This is a genomic window from Luteolibacter yonseiensis (genome assembly GCF_016595465.1).
GTDB lineage: Bacteria > Verrucomicrobiota > Verrucomicrobiia > Verrucomicrobiales > Akkermansiaceae > Luteolibacter > Luteolibacter yonseiensis.
Genome location: NZ_JAENIK010000004.1, coordinates 136,081 through 160,154, shown reverse-complemented (window position 1 = coordinate 160,154; position 24,074 = coordinate 136,081). Strand labels below are relative to the sequence as shown.

The following is a 24,074-nucleotide window of genomic DNA, read 5'->3' as shown; positions in this document are numbered from 1 at the left end:
AACTTTCAGCGACATCCTTGTTTTTTGCTTCCACCCTACCGCGGGGATGTCGCACCCTGCGGTATGATGAAATGGATCATGTATCTGGTGCTCGCGGTGCTCTGTGGTTTTGCTTGGAACGCCTACGCGAAAAAGGGGAAGGAAATGGATGATCTGAGACACAAGATCGAAGAGATCCGGAACAAGGGTGACTCGGACACCGACGACCTCGTGCCGGGTATGGAGACCGATTTGAAGGCGATGGAAGACAGCCGCACGGTCAATGGGATCTTCCTGACGTTCCTCGGCGCGGGATTCGCCGGGATTTTCTTCGTCACCACCTTGCTGCCATTCTTCGCGCAGATGCTTTCGCAAGGCATGATCGGCAGCAACGAGAAGGTGGAGAAGGATGCCATGTCCACGGCGCGCTCGCTGGTGGCGCAAGGGGATTATCAAGGTGCCATCGAAGCCTATAAACAGGCCGCTGCCGCGGATCCGCTCAACCGCCTGCCATGGGTGGAGATCGTGAAGCTCCAGAAGGAGCAGCTCGAGGACCCGCAGGCCGCGATCGCAACCATCCGCCACGCTTTGGAAAGCCAGGAGTGGGAGGTCAACGATGCCGCCTATTTCCTTTTCCGCCTCGCGGAGCTGTATGACGAAGTGGAGGGAGACCGCGCTTCCGCGGTGGCCATCATGAACCAGGTCATCGAACAATTCCCAAGCACCCGCCACTCGGCGAATGCCGCCCACAAGCTCCATGAATGGAGCACGCAGGACGCATCCGGCAACCTGGCGGCGGAGGAAGCCGCTTTCCTGGCGAAGATGAAAAACAATCCCAACGGCCCGCAGTAAGCTGGAGGAGTCCTTCCGGACCATCCGTGGCGGGGTGGAGGTCGTGATCGTCCGTGGCGTCCCGACTCAAACCCATCACCACCGCGATGATCAAAACGCCTCTCTTCGGGAATGGGAGTCGCCGCCTCGTGCGGCGGCTCCGCCGGTCGCCGTCCCACTGACCCTGGCATGAGGTGGACCTTCAAACTTGCCAGGAGGGGACATGCCGCGAATCTCATGGGCCGGCAGCCGCTTTTCTTTGCGGCGCTGGTGGCTTCGGCCTGTGTCCTGACAGCGGGTCTCGATGGCGTGTGGGCCCAGGTGCTTGCGGTGGCGGCGGGTTTGGCCGGATGGTGGCTGGGGAATGGCCGGACCGGCGCGTCGTGGTGGCTGTGTGGTCTGGTGGCGGCCGGGGTTTTCTCCTGGCGGACGGAGTCGCGGGATGCGGACGAGCGCGGATTGCTGGCATCCGGCGGAGGAATGATGGAGGGCCGGGTGATGAAGGATGGCAAGGGCGGTGGTGATTTCTGGAGAGCTCCGGTGATCTTGTCAGGCGGACCGCATGCCGGGGTGAAAGTGTGGTGGGAAGGGAAGGGGAAATCTCCGGTGGCGGGTTCACGGGTGCGTGCGGAGGGAAGTTTCGGGCCATTGCCGGTGCCTCGGAATCCCGGCGAATTCGATCCGGCGGCCTGGCTTCGCTGCCAGGGAGTGGCGGCGGTGTTCAGGGCCAGCCACATCACGGGAGAGGTGGAGACCGGGACTGGCGCGGCATTCGGTGCGGCGATCCGCCAAGGATTCCGCAGCGCGGTCACCGACGGACTCGCGGAAGATTCGCAGGCGGTGGAAGTCATCCGTGCCGTCGTGATCGGCGAGCAGCCGCCCGATGCGGAGGAGTTGATCGCGCCCTTCCGGAACAGCGGTACACTGCATGCGTTTTCCGTGAGCGGCATGCACGTGGGCATGGTGGCGCTGATCGGGTGGTTTGTGCTGGGGGCGTGCGGCATGCCCCGGCGGTGGGCGGTGCTGGTCCTGCTGCCCTTGATTTTCGGCTACTCATGGCTCACGGGAAACAGTCCGCCCGCGGTGCGTTCCGCATGGATGGCGGCGGTGTTCCTCGCCGCCTTTGTGACGCGCAGGAGGCCGGATCTGCTCAATTCCCTGGGCGCGGTGTTGCTGGTGGGGATGCTGTGGGACGGGCGTCTGTTGTTTCTTCCCGGTGTGCAGCTTTCCTACTTCGTGGTGGCCGCCATCGCGGTCGGAGCGGATTGGACGAGGTCCTGGTTCTCGTGGCTGGCGAAGCCGGAGCTCTATCTGCCGCTCGGGGTGATGACGGGGTGGCAGAGGTTCTGGCTCCGTTCCCGCCAGAAACTCGCGACATCGCTGGAGGTCTCCGTCGCGGCGGCGATCGGCTCGACCCCCTTGACCGTGTATCACTTCGGACTGCTCACCCCGGTTTCGATTGTCTCCAATCTTTTCATTTCATGGCTGATTCTCATCATGCTGTGCGGTGCGTTGTTTTCCGCCGCAGTCCATCCGTTCGTGCCGGGCGTGGCACGCATGGTAAATGGGTTGAACGGAAAGGTTGCGGACCTTTGCGTCTCCATTGCGAAGGGATTTTCGGCAATCCCGGGCGGGCATTATCAATTGCGTCAGGAAACCGAGCCGTTTTTGCTGGTGTATGACCTGGAGCGCGGCGCTGGCGCGGCATGTTTCTCCGACGGCGGCAGCGGCGCGGTGATGTTCGACTGCGCGGATCGTTATCATTTCCGCCGCAGTGTCGCTCCCTCGCTGCGGCGGCTCGGTGTGGCGCCGGACTCGGTGGTCCTGAGCCATCCGGACGGAGGCCATCTCGGTGGCGGAGACGCGGTTTGGTCGGCTTTCCCGATCAAGCAGGCGGTCCTGCCGGTGGAGAAATCAAGGAGTCCGGCGTTCCGTGCGTGGCTGGATGATTCCCCCGCTCACGGGGTGAAGCTGCTCCATGTGGCGGATTTCAAAAATCTGCCGCTGCCGGATGGCGCGACGCTGGAGGTGATCCACGTTCCCGCGCCGCGATCCCAGAACGCCCGGGCGGACGACCGGGTGGCGGTTTTCCGCATGCACTGGCGGGGCTGGAAACTGCTCTTCACCAGTGACGCGGGCATGAATACCGAAATGGCGATACTGGACCAGAAACAGGATGTGGAGGCGGATGTGATCATCGCCGGACACCACCGTGGAAACGTGATGCTGTGTGATGCCTTCCTGGCTGCGGTAAAGCCCCGGGCCATCGTCGCCTCGCATGCGGATTTCCCCTTCGCCGAGGCACTGAGACCGCAGACGGTCGCTTCCTGGCGGTCACAAGGCATCAAGGTGGTCCACCAGGGTGAGGCGGGTGGCGTCACCCTCCGGGTGGATGACGACGGAAATCTGCGGTTGGAAGGTTTTGTCGATCGTTCGGCGACGGTGCTGGAGCGCCGTTAGTCGACCCTGCGGCAGCGCAGGCGGAACATGGATTTGCCCTCGGCTTCCCATTGGAGTTGGAAATCGGTTTTCGGGTAGAAAAACGTGTCCTCCGTCCATTCAAGGATCTCAAATTTCCCGTAGGCCGCGACCTTGGCCACGGACCATTGGTAATATTCCTCGTGGTCTGTCATGAAGAGAAACTCGCCGCCGGGCCGCAGGCAGGTGCGGACGGATTCGAGAAAATCGAGCTGCATCACACGCCGGCGGTGGTGCTTGAACTTCGGCCATGGGTCCGGACACAGCAGATGCAGCCGGGAGACGGATGACTCGGGCAACAACCACTCCACCACATAGCGGCTGTCGAGCCGCAGGACCTGGGCATTTTCCAGTCCGCGCTTCGTGATCTTCTTGCAGACCTTCCGCACCCGTCCCAGCAGGCGTTCGACGCCGATGAAGTCCCGCTCGGGATGTTCCCTTGCCATCTCCATGAGGAATTTTCCGTCGCCGCAGCCGAGGTCGATCTCCAGAGGTCTGTCGTCCCGGCAGATCTCCGGACGATCCATTTTCCGGAAGTAGTCCGCTGGAACCAACTCACCGGGCATCGCCGGGCGGGGCAGGATGTTGTAAGGCTGCGTCGCAATCACCCCGCCATCTAAAATCCTCCGGCGGTGTTCGGCAATGCTTCTTCGGAATCTAACGTCCTCCACCCGGCGTTCCCGCTTGACGCTCTTTCCCCGCTCCTTCTAGCTTGCCCAACCGAGACGCATCCCGCCGGGTGCGTAGCCAACCATCCAACTCCAAACCTCTTTCTACCGTGGAACTCCAGGAAATCCGCCGCATCGTCGAACTCATGAATGAGCATGGGCTCACCCATTTCGACCTCACCAAGAAGGATTTCCATCTCAAGCTGAAAAAGGGGGCGGATCTTGACGATCTCAAGAGCCTCCTTTCCGCTCTTCCTGCTTCGGCTCCGGTGAATTACGCTCCAGCTCCGGCCGCCGCCGCGCCTGCGGCCCCGGCGGCGGCCGCTCCGGCAGCGGCACCCGTGGCGGAAGGTTCGGAAATCACCTCACCGATGGTCGGCACTTTCTACACCAAGCCCGCTCCGGATGCTCCGAATTTCGTCGACGTCGGCTCCACGGTCTCGGTCGGCCAGACGCTCTGCATCATCGAGGCCATGAAGGTCATGAACGAGATCAAGGCCGAAAAATCCGGCACCATCGTCGCAGTCATCGCAGAGGACTGCACACCGGTGCAATACGGTGACGTCCTTTTCCGCATCAAATGAGTTGCCAGGCTCTTTTCCTGGGAGCCGCAAACCGATCACCAGCAAACTTCCATCATGTTCAAGCGTGTCCTCGTCGCCAATCGTGGCGAAATCGCCCTCCGCATCATCCGCGCGTGCCGCGAGCTCGGAGTGGAATCGGTCGCCGTTTACTCCGAACCGGATGTGGACTCCATGCACGTCCAGCTCGCTGACGAGGCGGTCTGCATCGGTCCCGCATCCAGCAAGGAATCCTATTTGAAAATCGACCGCATCATCGCCGCGGCCGAAATCACCGGCGCGGATGCGATCCACCCCGGCTACGGTTTCCTCTCGGAAAACGCCCGTTTCGCGGAAATCTGCGCCAGCTCCGGAATCACCTTCATCGGCCCGTCCTCCGGCGTCATTTCCAAAATGGGTGACAAGGCCACCGCCCGCGCCACCGCGGTGGCCAATGGCGTGCCCATCACTCCCGGCACCGAAATCATGCCGGATGCCGAGACGGCGCTCGTGGAAGCGAAGAAAATCGGGCTTCCCGTGATGATCAAGGCCACCGCCGGCGGTGGCGGCCGCGGAATGCGGCCCTGCTTCAAGGAAGAGGAGTTCATCTCGCTCTTCCAAGCCGCCTCGAACGAGGCGGTCGCCTGCTTTGGCAATGGAGACTGTTATTTGGAAAAGCTCGTGATCAATCCGCATCACGTTGAGATCCAGGTGATCGGTGACTCCCACGGCAACTATATCCACCTCGGCGAGCGCGATTGTTCGATGCAGCGCCGCAACCAGAAGATCATCGAAGAATGCCCGTCGCCGCTGCTCACCCCGGAACTTCGGGCGAAAATGGGCGAGGCCTCGGTGAATCTCATCAAAAACATCGATTACCAGAACGCGGGAACCATCGAGTATCTCGTGGATGAGAAAGCGGAGAATTTCTATTTCATGGAAATGAATACCCGCATCCAGGTCGAGCATCCGGTCACGGAGGAGGTCATGGGTTGCGAGCTCATCAAGGAGCAGATCCGCGTCGCCGCCGGTGAGCCGCTCTCCCATCACGTTCTCGACGCGAAGCCGCGTGGCCATTCCATCGAGTGCCGCATCAATGCGGAGGATCCCTACAACAATTTCACACCCAGCCCCGGAACCATTTCGCTCTGGTATGCTCCGGGCGGCAAGGGCGTCCGCGTCGATACCCACGTCTATTCCGGCTATACCGTCCCGCCGCACTACGACTCGATGATCGCCAAGCTCATCGTCACCGGTGCCACCCGCGAGATCGCCATCGCCCGCATGAAGCGCGCGCTCGGCGAGTTCATGATCCGGGGCATCAAGACCACCATCCCGTTCCAGCAGGAAATCATCGCCCATCCGGATTTTATCTCCGGAAACTATGACATCGGCTGGGTCGCGAGATACCTTGAGGAGCGTGCGAAGTAAGTGGAAATAGGTCGATGCGGCCTATGACGCCTATGAACGATTCGCAACTCTACACCATCCTCGACCTCGGCTACACTCCCGAGGAAAAGGCGGAGCAAGTCACCTCCGCCCTCCTTTCCGGTGGGGCCGACATCCTCCAACTCAGGGCAAAAGGCCACGATCCCGCCACCATCGAGCGTGTCGCCCGGAAACTGATCCCTCTCTGCCGTTTGGCGGGAGTTCCTTTCATCCTCAACGATTTCCCCGCGCTCGCCGCAGCGTTGGATGCGGACGGCGTCCACATCGGCCAGGATGACGGGCCTCTCTCCGAAGCCCGGAAAATCGTGGGTCCGGGAAAAATCATCGGCCGTTCCACCCATTCACTCGATCAAGCCCGCGCCGCACTTGCCGAAGGCTTCGACTACATCGGCTTCGGCCCGCTTTTCCCCACGCCCACCAAACTCGGACGCCCGGCCATCGGGCTGGAGGAGATTTCCACAATGGAGCACGATGTCGGGTCGGAGATCCCCGCTTTCTGCATCGGGGGGATCACTCCGGAAACCCTGCCGACCGTCCTCGCGGCGGGAGCGCGCCGCGTCGTGGTGGTTTCCGCGTTGTTGCGGGCGCCCGATGTGGAGGCCGCGACCCGCAAGCTCCGCGAATCGCTCGGATGATTCAAAACCGGGCATTTGGCCCTTTAAATCTTCCGCTGTTTTCTCTCATCTTCTCCGCGTCCCTTGGCGATTCCTGCGCCCCGGCGGCTGATTCTTCATTGTCACCTACCTAACCATGTCCACTTCCCCAAGCATCATCATCGGCGGCACCGTCGCGATCGACCACGTCAAAACTCCCGAAGCAGAGGGCAAGAACCTTCTCGGTGGTTCCGCCGCCTATGCCGCGCTTGCCGCCTCGTTCTTCAACCGGCCCGTCGATCTCGTCGGCATCATCGGCCACGATTTCCCGCAGGAGCATCTGGAAATGCTCGAATCCCGTGGTGTCACCTTGACCGGCGTGGAGCGTTCCGAAAGCGAATCCTTCACGTGGTCCGGCGAATATCACGCCAACATGAACGAGCGTACGACCCACAACGTCGGCCTCAACGTCCTCGAAAGCTGGCAGGTCAAGGTTCCCGCGGAGATCGCCGCCGCCTCCATCGTGGTTTTGGCGAACATGTCTCCGGACAACCAACTGCAGATGCTCTCCCAAAGCACGCATTCCAACCCGTTTGTCATCGCGGATACCATGGACCTCTGGATCGCCATCGCCAACGAACGCCTGCACGAAGTCCTGCCGAAACTCGATATCTTCGTCCTCAACGAAGGAGAAGCCCGGGAACTCGCCGGCACCAACAATCTTGTCAAGGCCGGCCGGATACTGCTGGAAAAGGGGCCGAAAAACGTCGTTGTGAAACTCGGGGAATTCGGAGCCATGCTGTTTGCCGGGAACGGCGAGCTCTTCCGCTGCTCCGCCTACCCTCTGGAATCCTTGGCTGACCCCACCGGAGCGGGCGATACCTTCCTCGGCGGCATGGCGGGCTACCTGGCTTCCCAAGGAGCCGCGCCTTACGACAGTGCGACCCTCCGCCAGGCGGTCATCCAGGGTTCCATCCTCGCCTCCTTCACCTGCGAGGCCTTCTCCACCCGCCGCCTTCAGGAAATCGGCAGGGACGAACTGAATGCGCGGATCGAGGAATTCCGCGGAGCCACGGCGTGGTGAACGGGGGATCGTCCTGGACTCCGCTCTGGATCTTCCAGCAACTTCCCTTCGCGGGACCGATCACTTCCGATTTCTGTCCTCCCGCTGTCCCAAATTCATGGGACAGCGGGAATTTTGCTCGGAGGGCGCGAAAACAGCCCTTTTGGTTAAGAAAAGTTGACCATTTTTGGAGGTTTTTTCCCTTTGAAAGGTCGCCGGATCTGATCCGATTTTGAGTTGTTTGTGACTGATAATGAGAACTTAATGGTGAGGTGATCGAACTTCGATTTTCCGGCGAGCCACTCTCCTCGAAAAGGTCCCAAATTTCCGTATAATTTTCTTGCTGTTTGCGCCCCGGCACTGTTTTCTCTCCATGAAATCTATGAATGCGCAAAAGTTTTGCCCGGGTGATTCACTCGCCGCAATATTTCGGCGCAGGCCTCTGGATGTCGCCCTGACTCAAAACTAAAAACCCAACGCCGCTTCAGGCAATTCTCCAAAACAATCCCCAAACAAACACATCCCCAATCCAAAAGACCCAATCTCAACATATTGTCATGAAAACATACATTCCCTATTCTCTTATCCTCGCCGCCGCCTCCGCAGGGATGGCCTTCGGCGCTGAAACCGCATACACCACTCCGGTTGGTTATGTCAGCCTTGGTGATACCACTCCTGGGCAGCCTGCTGTCAAGGCGAACACCGACGTGTATTTGTCCGTTCCTGTGCTCAAAAGCTCCGAATTCACGGGTGCTGTGTCGGGCGTCGCTGGTAATGTCATTTCGATCACCGGAGCAGCGTTCACCGCAGGGCAATTTTCCAATCCTGCCAACCCTTACTACGTTGTGGTTGAAAGCGGCACCAAGTCCGGACTGGTGGCCGTTGTTTCAGCGAACGGCACCGGCGATGTCACCGCCATGGTTCAAGTTGGCGACAGTTTGACCGGAGTTGCCTCCGGAGATCGGGTCACGCTTCGTAAGGCCTGGACTGTAGGTTCGTTCTTGGGATCCAGCCTGCCTTCTAGTGGAGTTTCGCTCTTTACGCTACCTGCTACCGGCGCGCCTAACCCATCCGCTGAGAACATCTATGATTGGGATGGAACAAACTGGGTGGATAACGTAAACACAGGTGCTCCAGCGGATAATGATATTCTTTATCCGGGAGAAACCTTGATTCTCCGTAACGCAAGTGCGACCCCAATTGCTTCATTGGTTGTTTCCGGTGAGGTTCTTAAGGCTAATGAGCGCATTCCACTTGGCGCTGTTAGCGGACCCTCGGACCTTGCTGTCAGCTACTTCGGGGCGGTAGGCGAGCCAATTGGAACATCGAGTCTTGGAAGCGTGGTCGCCAACGGCGATTCCTTGCTGGGATTTGATAACAGCGCTCCTGGCTTTAACAAGGCGGCATCTGTGATTCTTGATTTCGATGGTACCAACTGGGTTGATAACGTGAACACTGGTGCTCCTGACAACGGATTCCTCATTGGTGGTGGGCAAGGTTTCATTCTCCGCCGGAATAGTCCTGCAGCCGCCCAAGTGTGGTCTGATCAAGCTACTTACGTTCCATCTCTTTGATTTGTATTCAATCTCTAACTAGTTGACATCTAATCCATAAAGCCTATGAAAAAAATACTGACAGTCGCAACCGCTGCAACATTATTGTGCAGTGCCGCAAACGGTGCCGTCTCACTGCAATTCTCGGACACCAACAATGTTCTCACAAACTTCCTGAATGGTGCTGGAAATAACACAACCGGCATGGTGTGGGGTATTCTTGTCGATACGCAAGGCAACGGTTTTGCTGGAGGCAATTATGATCCGGGCTTCAGCTTGGCTGCTACGACCAATGCATTGACCCTGACCGTTTCCAATGGATTGGCGAGCGATGATCGTCTCTTCATTGCCAGTGCCAATATGGTGACCACAACCACTACGGCTGACGAGACTCCTGCTGGAATGAACCGGATCCTCACGATGGGCAACATGAACATCAATTCTCCTGTGGCCTTTGGTCAGAGCTATGCGATCATCTGGTTCGATACCACCACACGTCCAACTGCGACAACCGATGGTTTGAAGTATGGTATCTTCGTTCCGCCTGCCACCAACGTGGGCTTGGCGAACACCACGACAGCTAACAAGCTGCCAGGCGCTGATGGTACCTTCTCCTATGCCGCAATCTTTGATGGTCCGGACGCACCTAAGACCATGGATTATGTCTTGGGAGTTCCCGAGCCTTCCGCGCTCGCTCTCGGCGCGATTGGTGCGCTCGGCTTGCTTCGCCGCCGCCGCAACTGAGATTGAGGTCTATCGTTTCCTAAGAGGCGGGCATTTGCCCGCCTCTTTTTTTTGAAACAGGCATGCTCGTCCAGATTCAATCCCGTGAGGGAGATTCGGACGCCTGCTCAATGTGTCGGGGGGTAAAAAGTTCCGCTAGGCGCTCACATGGTGGATCGTAACACCGAGGCTGACAGTCGGACGTGTCCCCATGACTGCTGATCCGTGACGGGATGAAGAATCAATCAAATGTTGCCCTTCCAGGCCAGGATCCGATTCCCAGGAATATTGGTTGTTAGAACGTCGGAGCCGCCACGGTGGCGTTTTCGCGTTCCTCGCTCCTTCTCCGGAGGATGCGGTCGGCGGTTTCGGTGACCATTTCCTGGAGCAGGAGCCAGAGGTGGGAGCCCTGGCGGTAGTCGGCGGGGGCGATGTGCTTGACGCGGCCGGCGTGGGTGGAGAGTTGGAAGCATTTCCGGAAGGATCTGCCCGTGGCGTCCTCGGGGTTGTATACGGCGATGCCTTGGCCGCCGTTTCTGGCCATGACGGTGAAGCAGGGAACATCGGTCGGACCGTCGCCGACATAGACCATGTTTTCGAACGGGATGGGCCGTTGTTCGGCAGGCATGTGATCGTTCACGTCCTGATCGTAGCCGAGCATGCCCTTGTTGATGCGGAAGAGGAACTGGGTCTTGGTGGTGTGCGAGATGACCCGCTTGGGAAAGCTGATGCGTCCATCGGCGGTTTCGCCGAATTCGCAGCCGAACATGGCTTTCACGTGGGGCTGCAGCCGTGATCCGTCGAGCAAGGCCTTGAGGCCGGATGAAATGATGTAGTGCTCGATCTTGATGCCGGCCGCCTCGTGTTCGGGGCGTAGCGCGGATTTTGGGAAGGTATCGAAGAGTTCGGGCAGTCCGGGGAAGAACCGCAGGCCCGCACCGAGTTCGGTGAGGCGTTTGTTCGTCACGTTGTCCATGCCGAGGTAGTCCAGCAGGCATTTCATGTAGGCGAGTTCTCCATCCCATTTCTGGTCATGTACGAGCGTGTTGCACCTTGCCCAGAATTGTGCCGGATCGATGCCGAATTCCGGGAAAAGCACATCGTCCTGCATGTAGCGGGGGCTGAGGGTTTGATCGTAGTCGTAAACCAGCGCGATGGTGTTTTGGGGTGCGGCCATGAAAGTGTGCAGGCAGGCAAGCAAGCGCATCGGCTTGCGACAAGGGAAAATAGGAAGTTCCGGCGGGGCGGCGGTTTGGATGGTCCGGTATCGTCGCTCTCCGCTGTTGTCCGCAAATGCCATGATTCTGGCTTTTTGTTTTGGACGTTCATGGACATCCTGCTTTCCAAGAATCCCGGAGCGGAGATGAGGAATTCCGATACCCGGTGTCGGATTGGACGAAACGGGGGTCAGAGGAGCGCCATCCTGATATCAAGGTGGGGTGCTTTCAGATTTATCAGAGCGGCCGCATGCGCGTCACGTTTCATCCCGCCGCTGGACAGGATGTCCTGGGCACGTGGCATTCAGAATGAACGCGCTCCTTTCGGAGGCCACCAGCGGGGCGTCGTCATTCTGGCTACTGCTCCGAAGGACATCCTGTCCCGCGGAAGATCCCGAGGATGGAGACAAGTCCAAAAGCTCTGCTTTTTGGTGTGAATGAATGCGGCGGCCAATCGCATTCCTACGACGAAAAGTTTCAGAATGGCCACCTGTTTTCAGCTTCTCCGGGACCCATTGCGGAGAGAGAAATCCCATTAAACGGAACTTTGTAACCAACCCTTTCGGAGGATGGCGATTTTGGATGATTTCTGCCAAATCCATTATAAAATGGTGACAAAATTGTCATTTTCATCGACGCGCCTAACCGACTGGCTAGGTTGCGCATCCTACCGATGGATGCAACCCAAGATCGCCGAGAGTTCAAATTCCTGCTGCCTGCGGAGGAAGGAGAGGATTTCCGCCACTTCATCGCCGGGCAGATCCCGGTGGACCGAGGTGCGGAGAATGGCTATCCGGTCATCTCCGAGTATTACGACACCACGGACCGCCACAGCTATTGGCAGAAGATCTGGGGCGCGGGAAACCGCCGCCGGGTGAGGGCGAGGGTTTATGGTCGGCCGGATGGTCTGATTCCTCCCGCGGCTTTCATCGAGATCAAGCACAAGCTGGACAGCGATGGGGTGAAGCGCCGCGCTTCGTTGCCGTTGGATTCCTTGCGCGAGCTTTCTTCAGGAAACATCCCCGCCCCATTGCTCGAAGCACACCGTTCGAAAGCGGACCAGCGGGTGGTGGCGGAGCTGGAGGACCTGATCGTACGTGGCGGCGCCCGTCCGGTGGTGCAGGTGCGTTACGACCGGATGGCGTATGACAGCGGCCCGGAGGGGACCATCCGGGTGACCTTCGATACGAAATTGTGCTGCCGTTTTGATTTGAAGCCGCTTGAGCCGGACTGCCGGAACTTCCCGCTGCCGGTGGTGGATCGGGAAATCGCCGTGGTGGAGGTGAAAACCATCGGATCGGTTCCCATCTGGCTGCGTGAGGCCACCGCGAAATTCTGCCTCCAGGCGCAAAGCATGAGCAAATACTGCCTGTCACTCGAGCGTTATGATCCGGCTGTGACGCGGACGCCGCTGGCTCTCGCGATCTGATCGATTTTTATAGATAAAACCCATGGATGAAATACTGACGTCAATTGACGAATACTTGAATACGGACATGCCCCAGCCACTGGAAGTGTTGGGAGCGATGTTATTGAGCTTCGCCCTCAACCTCTTCATCGCACAGCTCTACAGGAGCACTTATAAGGGAACCCGCTACTCGCAGGATTTCGTGCAGACGCTGATCATGATCGGCACCATCACGACGATCCTGATCATGGTGGTGAGCGGAAACTCCGGCATCGCCTTCGGCATGTTCGCGGCGTTCTCGATGATCCGTTTCCGCCGGAATCTCGGACAGGCGCGGGATCTGGGGTTTGTTTTCTATGCCATGGCCACGGGCATGGTGGTGGGGGCGCGGCTCTATGAGATGGCGCTGATCGTCACCCTGCTTGTCGGAGCGCTGCTCTACTTCATTTCCCGCAGTGACGCGTTTTCCCCGAGGAAGGCTTCCCATCTCCTCACCTTGCGGATGACGAGCGACATGAGCTTCGAGGAGCGCCTCAATCCATTGTGGGGCGAGTTCACCGATCAGGCGGAACTGCTCAGCGTTCGTTCCGCCCAAGCCGGCATGATGACCGAACTGCGCTACGGCCTCCAGTTGAAAACCGGGGTGAAAGTCTCCGATCTGATGGAGCGTCTGCAGATCGCTTGCGGAAACAACCGTGTGGTCCTGACTCCGACCGGTAACGAACTGGACGTATGAAAAGACGCTCCCGAGGATTTACCCGAATCGAAATCCTGATCGTGTTGGGCGTTGCCATCGCCTTGGGGGCGGTTGCGGTGACCCTTACGAAAACATCCAGGGCCAGGACCCACCAGGTCAACACGCTGGCCAGGATGAAGGCCCTCGGGGCGGCGTTTTCCACTTACGTTAACGAAAAAAACGGAGCCATGCCCTACGAGAGCGGGGTGGGTGGAGATGGCTGGGCCCGTGCCGCGAAGCCGGAGAATCAGGAGGTATGGTATAACGCGCTTCCCAAGTTGATGGATGCGCCGGGAGTCGGGGAAATCGGGGTGGACAAGCCCGAGGCATTTTACGAAAGCTCTTATCCCCTGCAGGTGCCCGGTGCGAAGTATCCCCCGAAACCTTCAAGATTGGAGGCACCCGCCTTTGCCATCGGCATGAACAGCCAGCTCCGGAAGAAAAACGAGGGGGCGGCCCAGATGCAGGGGCGCTTCGGCCAAATCCAGGCTCCTGAAAAGACCGTGGTTTTCCTCGAGCGCGGATTGCCCAAGGAACGGCCCGCCGTGACGGGACAGGCGGGATTCGACGGTTCGCCGAAGGCGGACGCGCGTGCGTTTGTCGCCCGCCACAACCAAAAAGGCATCCTCGTTTTCGCGGACGGTCATGCGGAAGCCTGTGCCGCGTCCGGAATTTTCAACAAGAGCGGAGACATTGTCACCCCGCAGACCCGCATCGTCTGGACACTCAAATCCGAGTCGAACCCGAACTGACCTACCGAGAGAATCGCGCTTGCCCCCATGGAATCGGGCGGTGATTCTTCCTGTCTTCACGTGAATCGTTTTCGTCCTTATTACAAATACCTGCTGACTGTCAGATGGCAGTTCGGCATGGGAGTCCTGGCCGGCCTTGTCTATGCCGTCGCCAGCGGTGCGGGGCTGCCCTTGATGACCAAGGTGGTGTTTCCAATGTTGTTTCCCGACCACAATGCGAAGGCGCAGAAATGGTGGGTGGTGATGATTCAGGAAAAGCTGCATCTGATGGAGATCGCTCCAAACCAGCTGTTGATCATCACCTGCCTCTGGATCCCCGTCATTTTCGCCATCCGTGCCCTCGCGGGATATGCGAACTCGATTCTGATCCAATATTCCGGCCTGCGTGTGGTCGAGGCCATCCGCACCGATCTTTTCACCAAGCTGCAATACCTGCCGCTGTCGTTCTTCAAGAAAAACAAGTCCGGCGACCTCCTGGCCAGGTTGATGAGCGATACGGAGGTCCTGCGCCAGGTGATCGTGCAGAACTCGAGCGATCTCATCAAGCAGCCCGCGACGCTGCTTTCCGCGCTGGGATTCCTCGGCTACCTCGCGATGGAGAACCGCAGCATCTTCGTCGCGCTCATCGCGCTGGTGACGGTGCCGGTCTGCGTGATGGTCATCCGCATCGCCGGGAAACGCCTCATCGTGCGCGCGAGAAGTCTCCAGCAGCGTGGCGGAGACCTGACAGCGGCACTTTCCGAAAGCCTGCAATCCCCCTTGGAAATCCGTGCCTACAATCTGGAGGGCCGCCAGGTGGGCATGTTCCGCGGACGGGTGCGTGAGATGTTGAGGCTGACCATGAAGGTCGCAAGGTACCGTCAGGCGATTTCTCCCACCATCGAGGTGGTGGCGGCCTGCGGGTTCGCCGCGGCACTCTATTTCGGGGCGAACAACGGGATGAGGCTGGATGATTTCATCACCTTGGGCATGGCGCTCTACATGTCCTACGAGCCGATCAAGAAGCTGGGGATGGTGCATTCCCAACTCAAGCAGGGGGCCGCCGCCGCCGAGCGGATCGAGTTCATCCTGCATGAGCCGGAAGGCCTGCTGGATCCCGTGAAACCGGAAGCCTACACGCCTCCCTCGAAATCGATCCGGTTCGACAACCTCTCTTTCGCCTATGGTGAGGAGCCGGTGCTTAAGGATTTGAATCTGGAAATCCCCATCGGTCAGGTCGTCGCCCTGGTGGGGCCCAGCGGCGCGGGGAAATCCACCTTCGCCCACCTCATTCCGCGGTTCTACGATCCACAATCGGGAAGCATCCGGTTCGACGGGACGGACATCCGAGGGTTCGCGAAAAAAGACCTGAGGAACTCCATCGCCGTGGTGCCGCAGATGCCATCCCTTTTCCTCGGTTCCATCGCCGAAAACATCCGCATCGGCAGGGAGCGTGCGAGTGACGAGGAAGTGCGTGAGGCCGCCCGGCGGGCGAATGCGCATGACTTCATTTCCAGCCTTCCGGAAGGCTATGAAACCCAGGTGGGAGAGCGCGGGGATCTTCTTTCAGGCGGCCAGCGCCAGCGCATCGCCATTGCCCGGGCTTTCCTCAAGGATGCTCCCATCCTGATCCTGGACGAGGCCACAAGCGCGCTGGATTCCGAGAGCGAGGGGATGGTCCAGCAGGCGCTGGCGGCCCTCGTCAGAGGAAGGACCACCTTCATCATCGCCCACCGCTACAGCACCATCACCATCGCGGACCGCATCCTCGTCTTCCAGCAAGGCCGGATCGTCGGAGATGGGAATCACGAAACACTGCGCGAGACGGACCCCATCTATCAGTCGATGATCGGCAGCCAGTTCCTGGGTGCGGGGGTGTGACGGGCCGCTTTGTCAGCGGTTGTCATCCTCCGGCGCAAGGAATGATTTCCTGCAGAGTTCCGCGTATTTTCCGCCTTGCGACAGCAGGGATGCGTGCGTGCCCTGCTCGATGACATGACCCTTTTCCAGCACGTAGATCCGGTCCGCGTTCTGGATCGTCGAAAGGCGGTGCGCGATGACAAATGCGGTGCGGTTCTCCATCAGCCTGTCCAGCGCGTCCTGGATCTGGCGCTCCGTTTCGGAATCCACGGAGGCGGTGGCCTCGTCCAACAACAGGATCGGCGCGTTCTTCAGCAGGGCGCGGGCGATGGAAAGCCGCTGCTTCTCGCCGCCGGACAATTTCACCCCCCGCTCGCCGACGTTCGTGTCCAGCAACTCGGGCAGGTTTCTGACGAACTTGTCCGCGTGCGCGGCTTCCAGAGCCTGCCACAGATCCGTGTCGGTCGCATGACGCATCGCAAGCAGCAGGTTTTCACGCACCGTGCCGTTGAAGAGGAACGGCTCCTGCGTCACATAGGCAAGTTGCTCGCGGAGTGATGGCTTGGCCAGGGTCGCGGTGTTCACTCCGTCGATGGTGATCTCCCCGTCCGTGGCCTCGTAAAAACGTGCCAGGAGGGAAAGCACGGTGGTTTTTCCCGCTCCTGTGGATCCCACCAAGGCGATGGTTTGACCGGGCCGGGCCTCAAGCGTCACCGAATGCAGCGTCGGTTGTTCCTGGTAGGAAAATGAAACGTTTGAAAAGCGGACATGACCGGTGATCCGGGTGGGAAGCCTGGCCCCTTCCGTGGCATTCAGTTCCTCCGTGCTGTCGAGGATTTCAAACACCCGGTCGGCGGCGGCCCGGCCGGAAAGAAGCATCTGGTTGAGGGAATTGAGACGGTCGATGGGCTCGTAGAACAGCGAGAGAAACAACAGGAATTTCGTGAAATCACCCATGCTCAGTTTCCCTTCCATCGCCGCCGCGCCACCGAAAGCGAGGACCAGCACATACCCGCTCATGCGCAGGAGCGACATGCTTGGCGAGTAGATCGCCCACCATTTCATCATCCTCAGGGAGGCGATCCGCAGCAGGTCGGAAAATCGATTGAATCTCACATGTTCAACGGATTCCGCGGCATAGGCCTTGATCTGCCGGACGCCGGAGATGTTGTCGTGAAGCAGTGCGTTCAGGTCGGATGCGGCATCGCGTTGGTTGCGGTAGCGGTCCCTTCCCTTTGTCGAATAGATCCATGCTCCCACCGCCAGCAGCGGAACCGGCAGCGTCGCCCACGCCGCGACCGTGGGGTTGAGATAAAACAGGAAGATGCCGATGCCCAGCACCTGCAGGCTGGCGATCAATCCCTGCTCCACTCCGTCGATGATCACGCGCTCCATGTTCGTCACGTCCTCCACCACCCGGGTCATGACGTCGCCGGTGCGCCGTGTATCGAACCACTGGAGGGGCAGACGCTGGATTTTTTCATAAAGGTCCGAGCGGATGTCGTAGATCACCTTTTGTTCAAACGTGTTGTTGATGAAAATACGGAGCGAATTCAGGCCCTCCTTTGTAAAAAAACCGAGCATCGCGACGAAAATCCAAAAAGAAAATTCGTTGTGCCGGGCCGGATTTGGAATAATTTTATCGATCACGTACCCGGTGGCGTTCGGGAACACAAAAACCGCCAAAGTCATGCCCACGGCGCACATAAGTTGTGCAGTGGCAAGGCCTGGGTAGTGACGCAGGTAGGAAAAGACACGGAGGATGGACTTCATGGGACGGGGAAAGCGATGCTACCATGTGGGTGCTTTGTAAAGCCAAGGTCGGGAAGACTTTGAAAGTCCGTGAAATTTGAGATTGCGGAGGCCAATTCGGACTACCTAGTGTCCTTCCACACATACGGAATTCAAAGCTCACTACAAAACCCCATGGCCAACGTCTTCGGAATCCTCACAGCAATCGTCCTCGCCCTTGCGGCCTACATTGCCAACAAGAACAAAACCGCCTACGATGCTAAAATAACAGCAACGAAGGAAAAGCAAACAGCACTTGCTGATACGGAAGTAAAACTCAAGGTCGCGAAAACCACGCTGACCGAGGAGCTGCCCGCGCAGCGCACCGAAGTGGAGGCGGACGTGGAAAAGCTCACCGCTCAGGAGGCTGCCCAAACCAAGGCGAACACCGCTCTGGAAGAGGTCACCAAGACCAAGTCCGCCAAGCTTGCCGAGAACAAGGCCAAGCTCGATGATTTCCGCGAGAAGTCCAAAAACACCGGGGACATCGACCAGCTTGCCGCCAAGCTCAAGACGACCCTTGCCGAAGTCGAGGAACTGCAGCAGTCCATCACCGTTGCCGAGGCCAAGCTCAGCGACCTGAACGCGCAGAACACCGCCTCCGGTGCCGAAGTCGGCGCGGCGAAGACCAAGTTTGAAAACTTCACCGGTGGCCAATCGCTTGCCACCCTCCAGACCCGCATCCGTTCGATCTATCCGAACTGGGGCTTCGTCACCCTCGCTGCCGGCAACAACGCCGGAGTCGTCGCAAACTCCACTCTCAATGTCATCCGTGACGGCGAGGTGATTGCGAAGCTGCTCGTCACCGCCGTGGAAAGCGGCACGGCCTCCGCCAGCATCGTTCCTGATTCCCTCTCCTCGGACGTGACCCTCGCTGTGGGTGATCGTGTTGTGCCTGGTCAGAAGGCCGCGGTTTCGACGCCAGCCTCCGCTCCCGTCGTCACTCCTCCTGCAAGTAACTGATCCTGCCGATCCCCAGTAAAACCCCTTCAAGGATATCAAATGAAAGCAACTTTTTACGTCGTCGCCATCCTCGCAGCCTGCGGAGCAGCCTTCTTCTCTTTCAACCAGTCGAACAAGTTCAAGAGCATCAACAAGGTTCACGATGAGGCGGTGTCCAGCCACGCGACCGCCACCGCGGAACTCACCACCACCGACAAGGCTATCACTGAAGAAAAGGCCGTCATCGCCGCCGCTCAGGAAAAGCAAGGTCTGCTGACCCAGAGCGTTTCCTCGCTCAAGTCCACCGAGACCTCCCTCAAATCGGAGTCGGTCAAGTTGGATGCCGACTTGAAAACGCAGGAAGCGGAATTCGCTCAAGTCCAGGTCGCTCTCGATCAGGTCAAAAAAGCTCTCGAAACCATTGGTGGCGATGTCACCATTGAAACCCTTCCGGGCAAGATCCAGGAGATCGAGGACGACAAGACCGCCAAGACAAAGAAGCTTGAGGAACTCACCACCCTTGCTGATGGCGCGGAGAAGAATCTCGTCAACAGCCGCGCCGAGCTGGACCGCCTTGCCAAGCGCCTGGTCGAGCGTAACTCACGCATTGGTCGCAACTCCATGGAAGCGGTTGTCACCGCGGTCAACCAGGACTGGGGCTTCCTCGTCATCGGTGCTGGTTCGAATTCCGGATTCTCCCCGCAAACCACCCTCCTGGTGGAGCGTGATGGCCAGAAGATCGGCCGTGTCCGTCCTTCCTCCATCGAGCCTACCCAGACGATCGCGGAAATCGATCTTGAGAGCCTTTCCGCCGGTGTCCGCGTCCAGCCAGGTGACCGCGTGATCCTTGCCGAGCCCGCCTCGAACTGATCCAGGTATTTCTCTTCCATAGGCTCCGCGGGCTTGCATGCCTGCGGAGCCTTTTTTAGTGTCAGGGCATGAAGCGAAACATTGCCCTGCTGTTTTTCTCCCTTGCCGCCGCATTCGGATTTTCCTCCTGCGCGGACGATGCGGATCCGAAGCCTGTTGGTCCTGTGTCCGAAACCAGCCGTATTCCTTGGAACAGCCCCGTGGCGGGTCAGGGACAAGGTCAGTTTGGCATGATGCCGCAAAACCAATACCGGCGCTGAGACCCGGGTGATGCGCTTGAAATCGCCGAACCCGATGGTGTTGTCCCGAAGGATCTCCTGACGTCTGATTCCTTCACGAGGGTTTGGCGGGCATACGGTAGCACGCCTTAGTAAAAAATCCGCTTCGATCGGAAGGCGGTGCCACAGGCGACAGTGATCCGGTGACGACACCTGGGATGGAATCAATCCCGGTGATAGGGTGACCCGCTCTTGAGGGAGGCGACCCGGTAAAGTTGTTCAAGCAAGACCAGCAGCGCGAGTTCGTGTTGCAGGGTGAAGGGTGAGAGGGTCAGCACGAGATCGCACTTCTTTCTCAATTCCTCATTGTGCCCGTCGGCAGCCCCGATGAGGAATGCCACGGTTTTGACGTCCCCGCGCATTTCCAACGATTCCAATTTTTCCGCGAATCTCCGGGTCGTCAGACATTCACCGCGTTCGTCCAAAGCGATGCGGAAGCAACCTTGGGAGCGTTCGAGCAGCCTGTTGGAGACGTCGTCCCGGTCGCCGGCCTTGATGACCTGCATCTCGTGGCCTCCGAAGCGCGAGAGGCGTTTCAGATACTCCTCCACTCCGGTCTTGGCGTAGGCGAGCGCGGGTTTTCCCGCGACGATGAGGCGAATTTGCATATGACGTATCCAAGCTTGCCCGATCCCGGGCCGTCCGCCAACGTCAATCCATGACGAAATTCCTGAGTGTGCCGTTGTTGTTCGCATTCGTTTCCTGCTCCAGCGGACCCGGACCCGTCACCCCGACCACACGTGTCGAACGGCAGATGATCGGCCTGCTCCAGAAGTTCGACCGCTGGGATGAAAGTGGCGACGGATTCCTTGTCGCCAGCGAGCTCAAGCAGGCGGAAAAACTCAGCGGGCATCCTCCTGAGAAAATCATCGGATTTTACGACACCAACCACGACGGCAAGATCTCGCTGCGCGAGGCGCAGAAAGGCTACTCCCGTGTGGAGGAGGCGGAGATCCAGGCGAGACAGTGATCCGACGGCTCCGCATGAGGCGGTGCGGATTCGTGTCACGGAGTGTCTGCATCCGCGGCACCCATGCCAGGCGACAGACTTTCATCGTCATTTCCCCAATTTATGAGCGATATCTACGAATCTGAAAAAATCCTTTCCGAGTATCTCCTGTTCCACTTCGGGCAGGCTGGGGAAATTCTGACGACGGATCGCACATGGCCTGCCGGCATGCGGGAGGCGCTGGATTTTCCCGTACGCACGGCCGCTCATTTCTCCGCAGGAGAGGTGGGACGCGGACTCGATCTTGGTTGTGCGGTGGGGCGCTCGGCATTCGAAATGTCACGCACCTGTCGCAAGGTGACGGGCATCGATTTTTCCCACGCGTTCATCCAGGCTGCGGAGACCCTGCGGAGCGGACGGGTCCTATCTTACGAGCGTCGCGAGGAAGCGGCGCTGACCACCCGCCTTGAGGCGGCCCTGCCTGCCGGGGTGGATGGGGAGCGTCTCTCCTTCCTGCAAGGGGATGCGATGGATCTGCCCGCTGATCTCGATGGTTTCGACCGTGTGCATGCCGCGAACCTGCTTTGCCGCCTGCCGCAACCGGAACGGCTGTTGGAGCGGCTGCCTTCATTGGTGCGGGCTGGAGGCGAGTTGGTTCTAGCGACTCCGTGCACCTGGTTGGAGGAATTCACTCCTGTGGAAAACTGGCCGAAAGGAGGAACCTTTGATTGGCTGAAAAGCAAGCTCTCGACCGACTTCGAATTGGTCCGGCAGGCGGACGAGCCGTTCCTCATCCGGGAAACCGCCCGTAAATTCCAGTGGACGACATCGCTCGTCACTGTCTGGCGGCGGCTTGCCTGAAGGCCATCATCGTCATGCAAGTGGCCGGACCAGCCACGAGCGCTTGGCTGGCGTGATGTGTGGTGGCTTCAAGTACATCGGCTGGGGCGGCTCCGAGAGCCATCGTTCGCGTGTCTCCTGGGGAGACGCCTTCCAGATTTGCCAGAGCCGTCCGGCGTCCGGGACTTCCAACCGGATCAATTCAATGAGTTCCGCAGGAAGGGGAAAACGTTTCGCGTCTTCAAAGGAAAAAACACCCAGGCCGTGCGAGGCAGCCTCTGACACGAGTGCTTGAAGTCCGTCCGCATCCGTGAGTTCCGGAGCGTCCAGCAGACAGGAACCTTCGATGCGGGCGGTCCAGAAGCTTCCGCGCCGGGCATCGCCGATGGCGAGGCAAGCGGCACCATCATCCGCGGATCTCACCGCAAGAATGGAAGGAACCGCGACAGCGGGGCATCCCGAGGCGATGGCGACCCCCTGCGCCGCAGCGATGCCGACCCGTGTGCCGCTGTAGTTTCCCGGTCCGCTGCCGACGAGAACCAGGCCGATTTGAGGTGCCTGCCGGGCGTCGAGAAGCTCCTGCAGCGGGGAAAACAGCACCGCGTTGTGACTGCGGTCGCTGGTGAATTCCCGCTGTTGCATCCGGCCGTCCGGCTCGATGGTGGCGAGCGACGCATGGGGCGTGGAGGTTTCCAGAACGAGGGTGAAGGAGGCGGACATGGAGAAATCGTAAATCGCGGGCCGGAAGCCTGCCAGCCCGCTTTCCCAAGAAAAGAGGCGCTGCCGGTGGCTGGGGGACGGGTCAATTGTTTCCCAACCGCTGGACAAACTCATCGAGCAGGGATTTCAACCTTGGTTCGCGGGCGATGGCCGCCGGTTTGTCGAAGCCCAGCCAGATTGCTGTCGCTCCGCCGGGCCCGAGACGGAGCGTCCATGCGTCGCGCTCGGAACCGGTCGCTCCGGTGAAACAACGGGTGCCCCCGGAACGGGCGAGCACACTCGTCGCATCCGAGGCGGCGTTCGGGCTGAGGGCTTGGACGAGTTCCGGTTTCGCGGTGTAGATGACCTCACCGACAGAGTCGCGGATTTCCCGGATAAGATAGGGTTTGGCCCGTTTTCCTTTGTTTCCGAGAGTGGCGAGACCTATCGACATCTCGAGCGGGGTGGCGGCGACGGAGCCGCGGAAGAGGTCTTCGGTTTTCAAAAAGGGCCCGGCGATGCCGCAGCGCTTGGCGAGGCGTTCGACCTCCGCCGGCCCGATCTGGCGGCCGGTCAGCACCGGTTTGCCCGGCAGCACGAGCTTGCCACGCTCCGCGGCTGCGGCTGCGACGAATGGCTCGAAAGCGGAGCCGAGATCCCGGCTGGAACGGGTGCGGTCGAAACGCGAGTGGCTGTAGTTCCGCCCGCCGATGAGGGCGAGAGTGGCACCTGTCCTCGTCTCGGTGGTGACGGCGGCGTATTGGATGTAGGCCGGCTCGGTGCCGGGCACATGCGCGGCTTCGGTGGAGTGGGTCCAGCCTTTTTCATGTTCGAGATCCTCCACTGCCCGGGTGAGTTCGACCTCCAGACGGTTCTGCCAACCTGCGTCGAGAGTGGTGTAAACGTGCAGGCCGCCGAGCTGGATCTCATCGCTGTCCAGCACCCGGTCCAGCTCGCGGCGGACGGCCTGCAGCGCGTAGGATGTCTGGGTCGCGCGTTGCTCCTCGCTGACGAGTTTCACAGGTTCCGCGGCGATTTCGTCCCGGCGCTTCTTGTCGATGAGCCCCATGGCGATGAGGCGGTCGAGGGTCTGGCTTCGTTGTTCCAGAGCCGCGTCCAGATTGCGGAATGGCGAGAAGATGTGGGGCCCCCGGATGATGCCGACGATGAGGGCGCACTCGCCGTCGCTGAGTTCGCTCGTGGTTTTTCCGAAATACGTGTTGGCCGCCTGTTCGATGCCGTCCGCCCCGGCTCCGAAATAGATGCGGTTGAGATAATGGGTCAGGATCTCGTCCTTGGTGTAGTTCGCTTCAAGCCGCAGGGTGAGGGCGATCTCCAACAGTTTGCGGTGGATCGACTTTTGCTTCATCTTGAAGCTGTTCCGGGCGAGCTGCATGCTCACGGTGGACGCGCCTTGGGTGAAGTCCCAGTCCTTGAAGTTCCGGACGGTCGCACGCAACAGGCCGCGGACATCCACGCCGCTGTGCTCGAAGAAGCGGGCGTCCTCGCGCGCGCGCAGCGATTTGACGAGGAAATCCGGAATGTCCGAGCGTTTCACCAGCTTGCGGCCCGAGCCACCGGGAGCTGAGATTTCAACTCCCTTGCGATCATAAAAGGTCGTGCCCGCAGGCAGCTTTGCCACTTCCGCCATGTCGAAACGCATGGCCAGCATGAAATAGAAAAACGCGATGCCTGAAAAAACGGCGAGTCCCACAAGCGAGAGCTGGAACGCGATTTTCACCGGCAGGTGCGACCACTCCGGCAGCCAGCGTCTCCAGAATGCGGGACGTGATATCGGGTGCCAGGTGGACATGGGTGGGAGCGGGGTGTTGCTGGAGATGGCGGCAAATGCCAGG

Annotated in this window: 23 protein-coding genes; 17 read left to right on the top strand and 6 right to left on the bottom strand. The window is 59.5% G+C overall.

The genetic code is table 11. The annotated features are described in order from the left end of the window. The first annotated feature begins 63 nt into the window (after window positions 1-63). Together JIN84_RS02440 and JIN84_RS02435 are read left to right on the top strand one after the other, a co-directional pair. Window positions 64-831, top strand: coding sequence for a tetratricopeptide repeat protein (locus JIN84_RS02440; RefSeq protein ID WP_234043148.1), 768 nt, complete (start codon window positions 64-66; stop codon window positions 829-831). A gap of 168 nt (window positions 832-999) precedes the next feature. Beyond that, window positions 1,000-3,270 (top strand): ComEC/Rec2 family competence protein, encoded by a 2,271-nt coding sequence (locus tag JIN84_RS02435; protein WP_200349418.1) that lies wholly within the window; start codon window positions 1,000-1,002, stop codon window positions 3,268-3,270. Here JIN84_RS02435 and trmB read toward each other — a convergent pair. Next, on the bottom strand, window positions 3,267-3,896 hold the full coding sequence (gene trmB / locus JIN84_RS02430; RefSeq protein WP_325099547.1) for a tRNA (guanosine(46)-N7)-methyltransferase TrmB: 630 nt from the start codon (window positions 3,894-3,896) through the stop codon (window positions 3,267-3,269). The genes JIN84_RS02435 and trmB overlap by 4 nt on opposite strands. Before the next feature lie 170 nt (window positions 3,897-4,066). On the opposite strand from trmB, the gene accB reads away from it, so the two are divergent. The 6 genes from accB to JIN84_RS02400 all read left to right on the top strand — a co-directional run bounded on the left by accB (window position 4,067) and on the right by JIN84_RS02400 (window position 9,918). Next, window positions 4,067-4,540: an acetyl-CoA carboxylase biotin carboxyl carrier protein gene (accB, locus tag JIN84_RS02425; RefSeq protein WP_200349417.1), complete on the top strand. Its 474-nt coding sequence runs from the start codon at window positions 4,067-4,069 to the stop codon at window positions 4,538-4,540. Window positions 4,541-4,594: 54 nt separating this feature from the next. Continuing rightward, window positions 4,595-5,947, top strand: coding sequence for an acetyl-CoA carboxylase biotin carboxylase subunit (gene accC / locus JIN84_RS02420; RefSeq protein ID WP_200349416.1), 1,353 nt, complete (start codon window positions 4,595-4,597; stop codon window positions 5,945-5,947). A 32-nt stretch (window positions 5,948-5,979) separates the two neighbouring features. Continuing rightward, window positions 5,980-6,600, top strand: coding sequence for a thiamine phosphate synthase (gene thiE / locus JIN84_RS02415; RefSeq protein WP_234043147.1), 621 nt, complete (start codon window positions 5,980-5,982; stop codon window positions 6,598-6,600). A gap of 115 nt (window positions 6,601-6,715) precedes the next feature. Further along, complete coding sequence (locus tag JIN84_RS02410) at window positions 6,716-7,642, top strand: PfkB family carbohydrate kinase (RefSeq protein WP_200349414.1); 927 nt, start codon at window positions 6,716-6,718, stop codon at window positions 7,640-7,642. A 536-nt stretch (window positions 7,643-8,178) separates the two neighbouring features. Then, window positions 8,179-9,195, top strand: coding sequence for a TIGR02597 family protein (locus JIN84_RS02405; RefSeq protein WP_200349413.1), 1,017 nt, complete (start codon window positions 8,179-8,181; stop codon window positions 9,193-9,195). A 45-nt stretch (window positions 9,196-9,240) separates the two neighbouring features. Further along, window positions 9,241-9,918: a PEP-CTERM sorting domain-containing protein gene (locus JIN84_RS02400; RefSeq protein ID WP_200349412.1), complete on the top strand. Its 678-nt coding sequence runs from the start codon at window positions 9,241-9,243 to the stop codon at window positions 9,916-9,918. Window positions 9,919-10,192: 274 nt separating this feature from the next. Here the strand turns inward: JIN84_RS02400 and JIN84_RS02395 are convergent, their stop codons facing one another. Beyond that, window positions 10,193-11,074 (bottom strand): HAD family hydrolase, encoded by an 882-nt coding sequence (locus JIN84_RS02395; RefSeq protein WP_200349411.1) that lies wholly within the window; start codon window positions 11,072-11,074, stop codon window positions 10,193-10,195. A gap of 713 nt (window positions 11,075-11,787) precedes the next feature. Between JIN84_RS02395 and JIN84_RS02390 the strand changes: the two genes are divergently transcribed. From JIN84_RS02390 to JIN84_RS02375, 4 genes are all read left to right on the top strand, one after another. Continuing rightward, window positions 11,788-12,543 carry a polyphosphate polymerase domain-containing protein gene (locus tag JIN84_RS02390; protein WP_200349410.1) on the top strand — a complete coding sequence of 252 codons (756 nt, stop codon included), beginning with the start codon at window positions 11,788-11,790 and terminating at the stop codon, window positions 12,541-12,543. A gap of 67 nt (window positions 12,544-12,610) precedes the next feature. Beyond that, window positions 12,611-13,258, top strand: a complete 648-nt coding sequence (locus JIN84_RS02385) for a DUF4956 domain-containing protein (RefSeq protein WP_200349409.1) — start codon at window positions 12,611-12,613, stop codon at window positions 13,256-13,258. 41 nt (window positions 13,259-13,299) lie between these two features. Then, complete coding sequence (locus tag JIN84_RS02380) at window positions 13,300-14,010, top strand: hypothetical protein (RefSeq protein ID WP_200349408.1); 711 nt, start codon at window positions 13,300-13,302, stop codon at window positions 14,008-14,010. A 60-nt stretch (window positions 14,011-14,070) separates the two neighbouring features. Then, window positions 14,071-15,870 carry an ABC transporter ATP-binding protein gene (locus JIN84_RS02375; RefSeq protein ID WP_200349407.1) on the top strand — a complete coding sequence of 600 codons (1,800 nt, stop codon included), beginning with the start codon at window positions 14,071-14,073 and terminating at the stop codon, window positions 15,868-15,870. Window positions 15,871-15,882: 12 nt separating this feature from the next. Here JIN84_RS02375 and JIN84_RS02370 read toward each other — a convergent pair whose 3' ends face one another. Next, the gene (locus tag JIN84_RS02370) at window positions 15,883-17,622 is read right to left on the bottom strand and encodes an ABC transporter ATP-binding protein (protein ID WP_200349406.1); all 1,740 of its coding nucleotides are present in this window, start codon (window positions 17,620-17,622) and stop codon (window positions 15,883-15,885) included. A gap of 153 nt (window positions 17,623-17,775) precedes the next feature. On the opposite strand from JIN84_RS02370, the gene JIN84_RS02365 reads away from it, so the two are divergent. From JIN84_RS02365 to JIN84_RS02355, 3 genes are all read left to right on the top strand, one after another. Further along, window positions 17,776-18,603 (top strand): coiled-coil domain-containing protein, encoded by an 828-nt coding sequence (locus JIN84_RS02365; RefSeq protein WP_200349405.1) that lies wholly within the window; start codon window positions 17,776-17,778, stop codon window positions 18,601-18,603. Window positions 18,604-18,642: 39 nt separating this feature from the next. After that, window positions 18,643-19,452 (top strand): coiled-coil domain-containing protein, encoded by an 810-nt coding sequence (locus JIN84_RS02360; protein ID WP_200349404.1) that lies wholly within the window; start codon window positions 18,643-18,645, stop codon window positions 19,450-19,452. 68 nt (window positions 19,453-19,520) lie between these two features. After that, complete coding sequence (locus JIN84_RS02355) at window positions 19,521-19,712, top strand: hypothetical protein (RefSeq protein WP_200349403.1); 192 nt, start codon at window positions 19,521-19,523, stop codon at window positions 19,710-19,712. Between the two features lie 182 nt (window positions 19,713-19,894). Here JIN84_RS02355 and JIN84_RS02350 read toward each other — a convergent pair whose 3' ends face one another. Then, entirely contained in the window at window positions 19,895-20,338 is a 444-nt protein-coding gene (locus JIN84_RS02350) for a 23S rRNA (pseudouridine(1915)-N(3))-methyltransferase RlmH (RefSeq protein ID WP_200349402.1), read from the bottom strand. A 50-nt stretch (window positions 20,339-20,388) separates the two neighbouring features. Between JIN84_RS02350 and JIN84_RS02345 the strand changes: the two genes are divergently transcribed. Then, window positions 20,389-20,700, top strand: a complete 312-nt coding sequence (locus JIN84_RS02345; protein ID WP_200349401.1) for an EF-hand domain-containing protein — start codon at window positions 20,389-20,391, stop codon at window positions 20,698-20,700. A 102-nt stretch (window positions 20,701-20,802) separates the two neighbouring features. Beyond that, on the top strand, window positions 20,803-21,540 hold the full coding sequence (locus JIN84_RS02340) for a putative 4-mercaptohistidine N1-methyltransferase (RefSeq protein ID WP_200349400.1): 738 nt from the start codon (window positions 20,803-20,805) through the stop codon (window positions 21,538-21,540). 12 nt (window positions 21,541-21,552) lie between these two features. Here the strand turns inward: JIN84_RS02340 and tsaB are convergent, their stop codons facing one another. Together tsaB and JIN84_RS02330 are read right to left on the bottom strand one after the other, a co-directional pair. After that, entirely contained in the window at window positions 21,553-22,239 is a 687-nt protein-coding gene (gene tsaB, locus JIN84_RS02335) for a tRNA (adenosine(37)-N6)-threonylcarbamoyltransferase complex dimerization subunit type 1 TsaB (RefSeq protein WP_200349399.1), read from the bottom strand. A gap of 82 nt (window positions 22,240-22,321) precedes the next feature. Then, window positions 22,322-24,031 carry a transglycosylase domain-containing protein gene (locus tag JIN84_RS02330; RefSeq protein ID WP_200349398.1) on the bottom strand — a complete coding sequence of 570 codons (1,710 nt, stop codon included), beginning with the start codon at window positions 24,029-24,031 and terminating at the stop codon, window positions 22,322-22,324. Window positions 24,032-24,074: the final 43 nt, after the last annotated feature.

Bases quoted from the DNA above. Each gene is read 5' to 3' on its own strand.
- JIN84_RS02440 (WP_234043148.1), top strand. From the start codon at position 64: ATGATGAAATGGATCATGTATCTGGTGCTCGCGGTGCTCTGTGGTTTT.
- JIN84_RS02435 (WP_200349418.1), top strand. From the start codon at position 1,000: ATGAGGTGGACCTTCAAACTTGCCAGGAGGGGACATGCCGCGAATCTC.
- accC (WP_200349416.1), top strand. From the start codon at position 4,595: ATGTTCAAGCGTGTCCTCGTCGCCAATCGTGGCGAAATCGCCCTCCGC.
- thiE (WP_234043147.1), top strand. From the start codon at position 5,980: ATGAACGATTCGCAACTCTACACCATCCTCGACCTCGGCTACACTCCC.
- JIN84_RS02410 (WP_200349414.1), top strand. From the start codon at position 6,716: ATGTCCACTTCCCCAAGCATCATCATCGGCGGCACCGTCGCGATCGAC.
- JIN84_RS02405 (WP_200349413.1), top strand. From the start codon at position 8,179: ATGAAAACATACATTCCCTATTCTCTTATCCTCGCCGCCGCCTCCGCA.
- JIN84_RS02400 (WP_200349412.1), top strand. From the start codon at position 9,241: ATGAAAAAAATACTGACAGTCGCAACCGCTGCAACATTATTGTGCAGT.
- JIN84_RS02395 (WP_200349411.1), bottom strand. From the start codon at position 11,074: ATGGCCGCACCCCAAAACACCATCGCGCTGGTTTACGACTACGATCAA.
- JIN84_RS02390 (WP_200349410.1), top strand. From the start codon at position 11,788: ATGGATGCAACCCAAGATCGCCGAGAGTTCAAATTCCTGCTGCCTGCG.
- JIN84_RS02385 (WP_200349409.1), top strand. From the start codon at position 12,611: ATGCCCCAGCCACTGGAAGTGTTGGGAGCGATGTTATTGAGCTTCGCC.
- JIN84_RS02370 (WP_200349406.1), bottom strand. From the start codon at position 17,622: ATGAAGTCCATCCTCCGTGTCTTTTCCTACCTGCGTCACTACCCAGGC.
- JIN84_RS02365 (WP_200349405.1), top strand. From the start codon at position 17,776: ATGGCCAACGTCTTCGGAATCCTCACAGCAATCGTCCTCGCCCTTGCG.
- JIN84_RS02360 (WP_200349404.1), top strand. From the start codon at position 18,643: ATGAAAGCAACTTTTTACGTCGTCGCCATCCTCGCAGCCTGCGGAGCA.
- JIN84_RS02355 (WP_200349403.1), top strand. From the start codon at position 19,521: ATGAAGCGAAACATTGCCCTGCTGTTTTTCTCCCTTGCCGCCGCATTC.
- JIN84_RS02350 (WP_200349402.1), bottom strand. From the start codon at position 20,338: ATGCAAATTCGCCTCATCGTCGCGGGAAAACCCGCGCTCGCCTACGCC.
- JIN84_RS02345 (WP_200349401.1), top strand. From the start codon at position 20,389: ATGACGAAATTCCTGAGTGTGCCGTTGTTGTTCGCATTCGTTTCCTGC.
- JIN84_RS02340 (WP_200349400.1), top strand. From the start codon at position 20,803: ATGAGCGATATCTACGAATCTGAAAAAATCCTTTCCGAGTATCTCCTG.
- tsaB (WP_200349399.1), bottom strand. From the start codon at position 22,239: ATGTCCGCCTCCTTCACCCTCGTTCTGGAAACCTCCACGCCCCATGCG.
- JIN84_RS02330 (WP_200349398.1), bottom strand. From the start codon at position 24,031: ATGTCCACCTGGCACCCGATATCACGTCCCGCATTCTGGAGACGCTGG.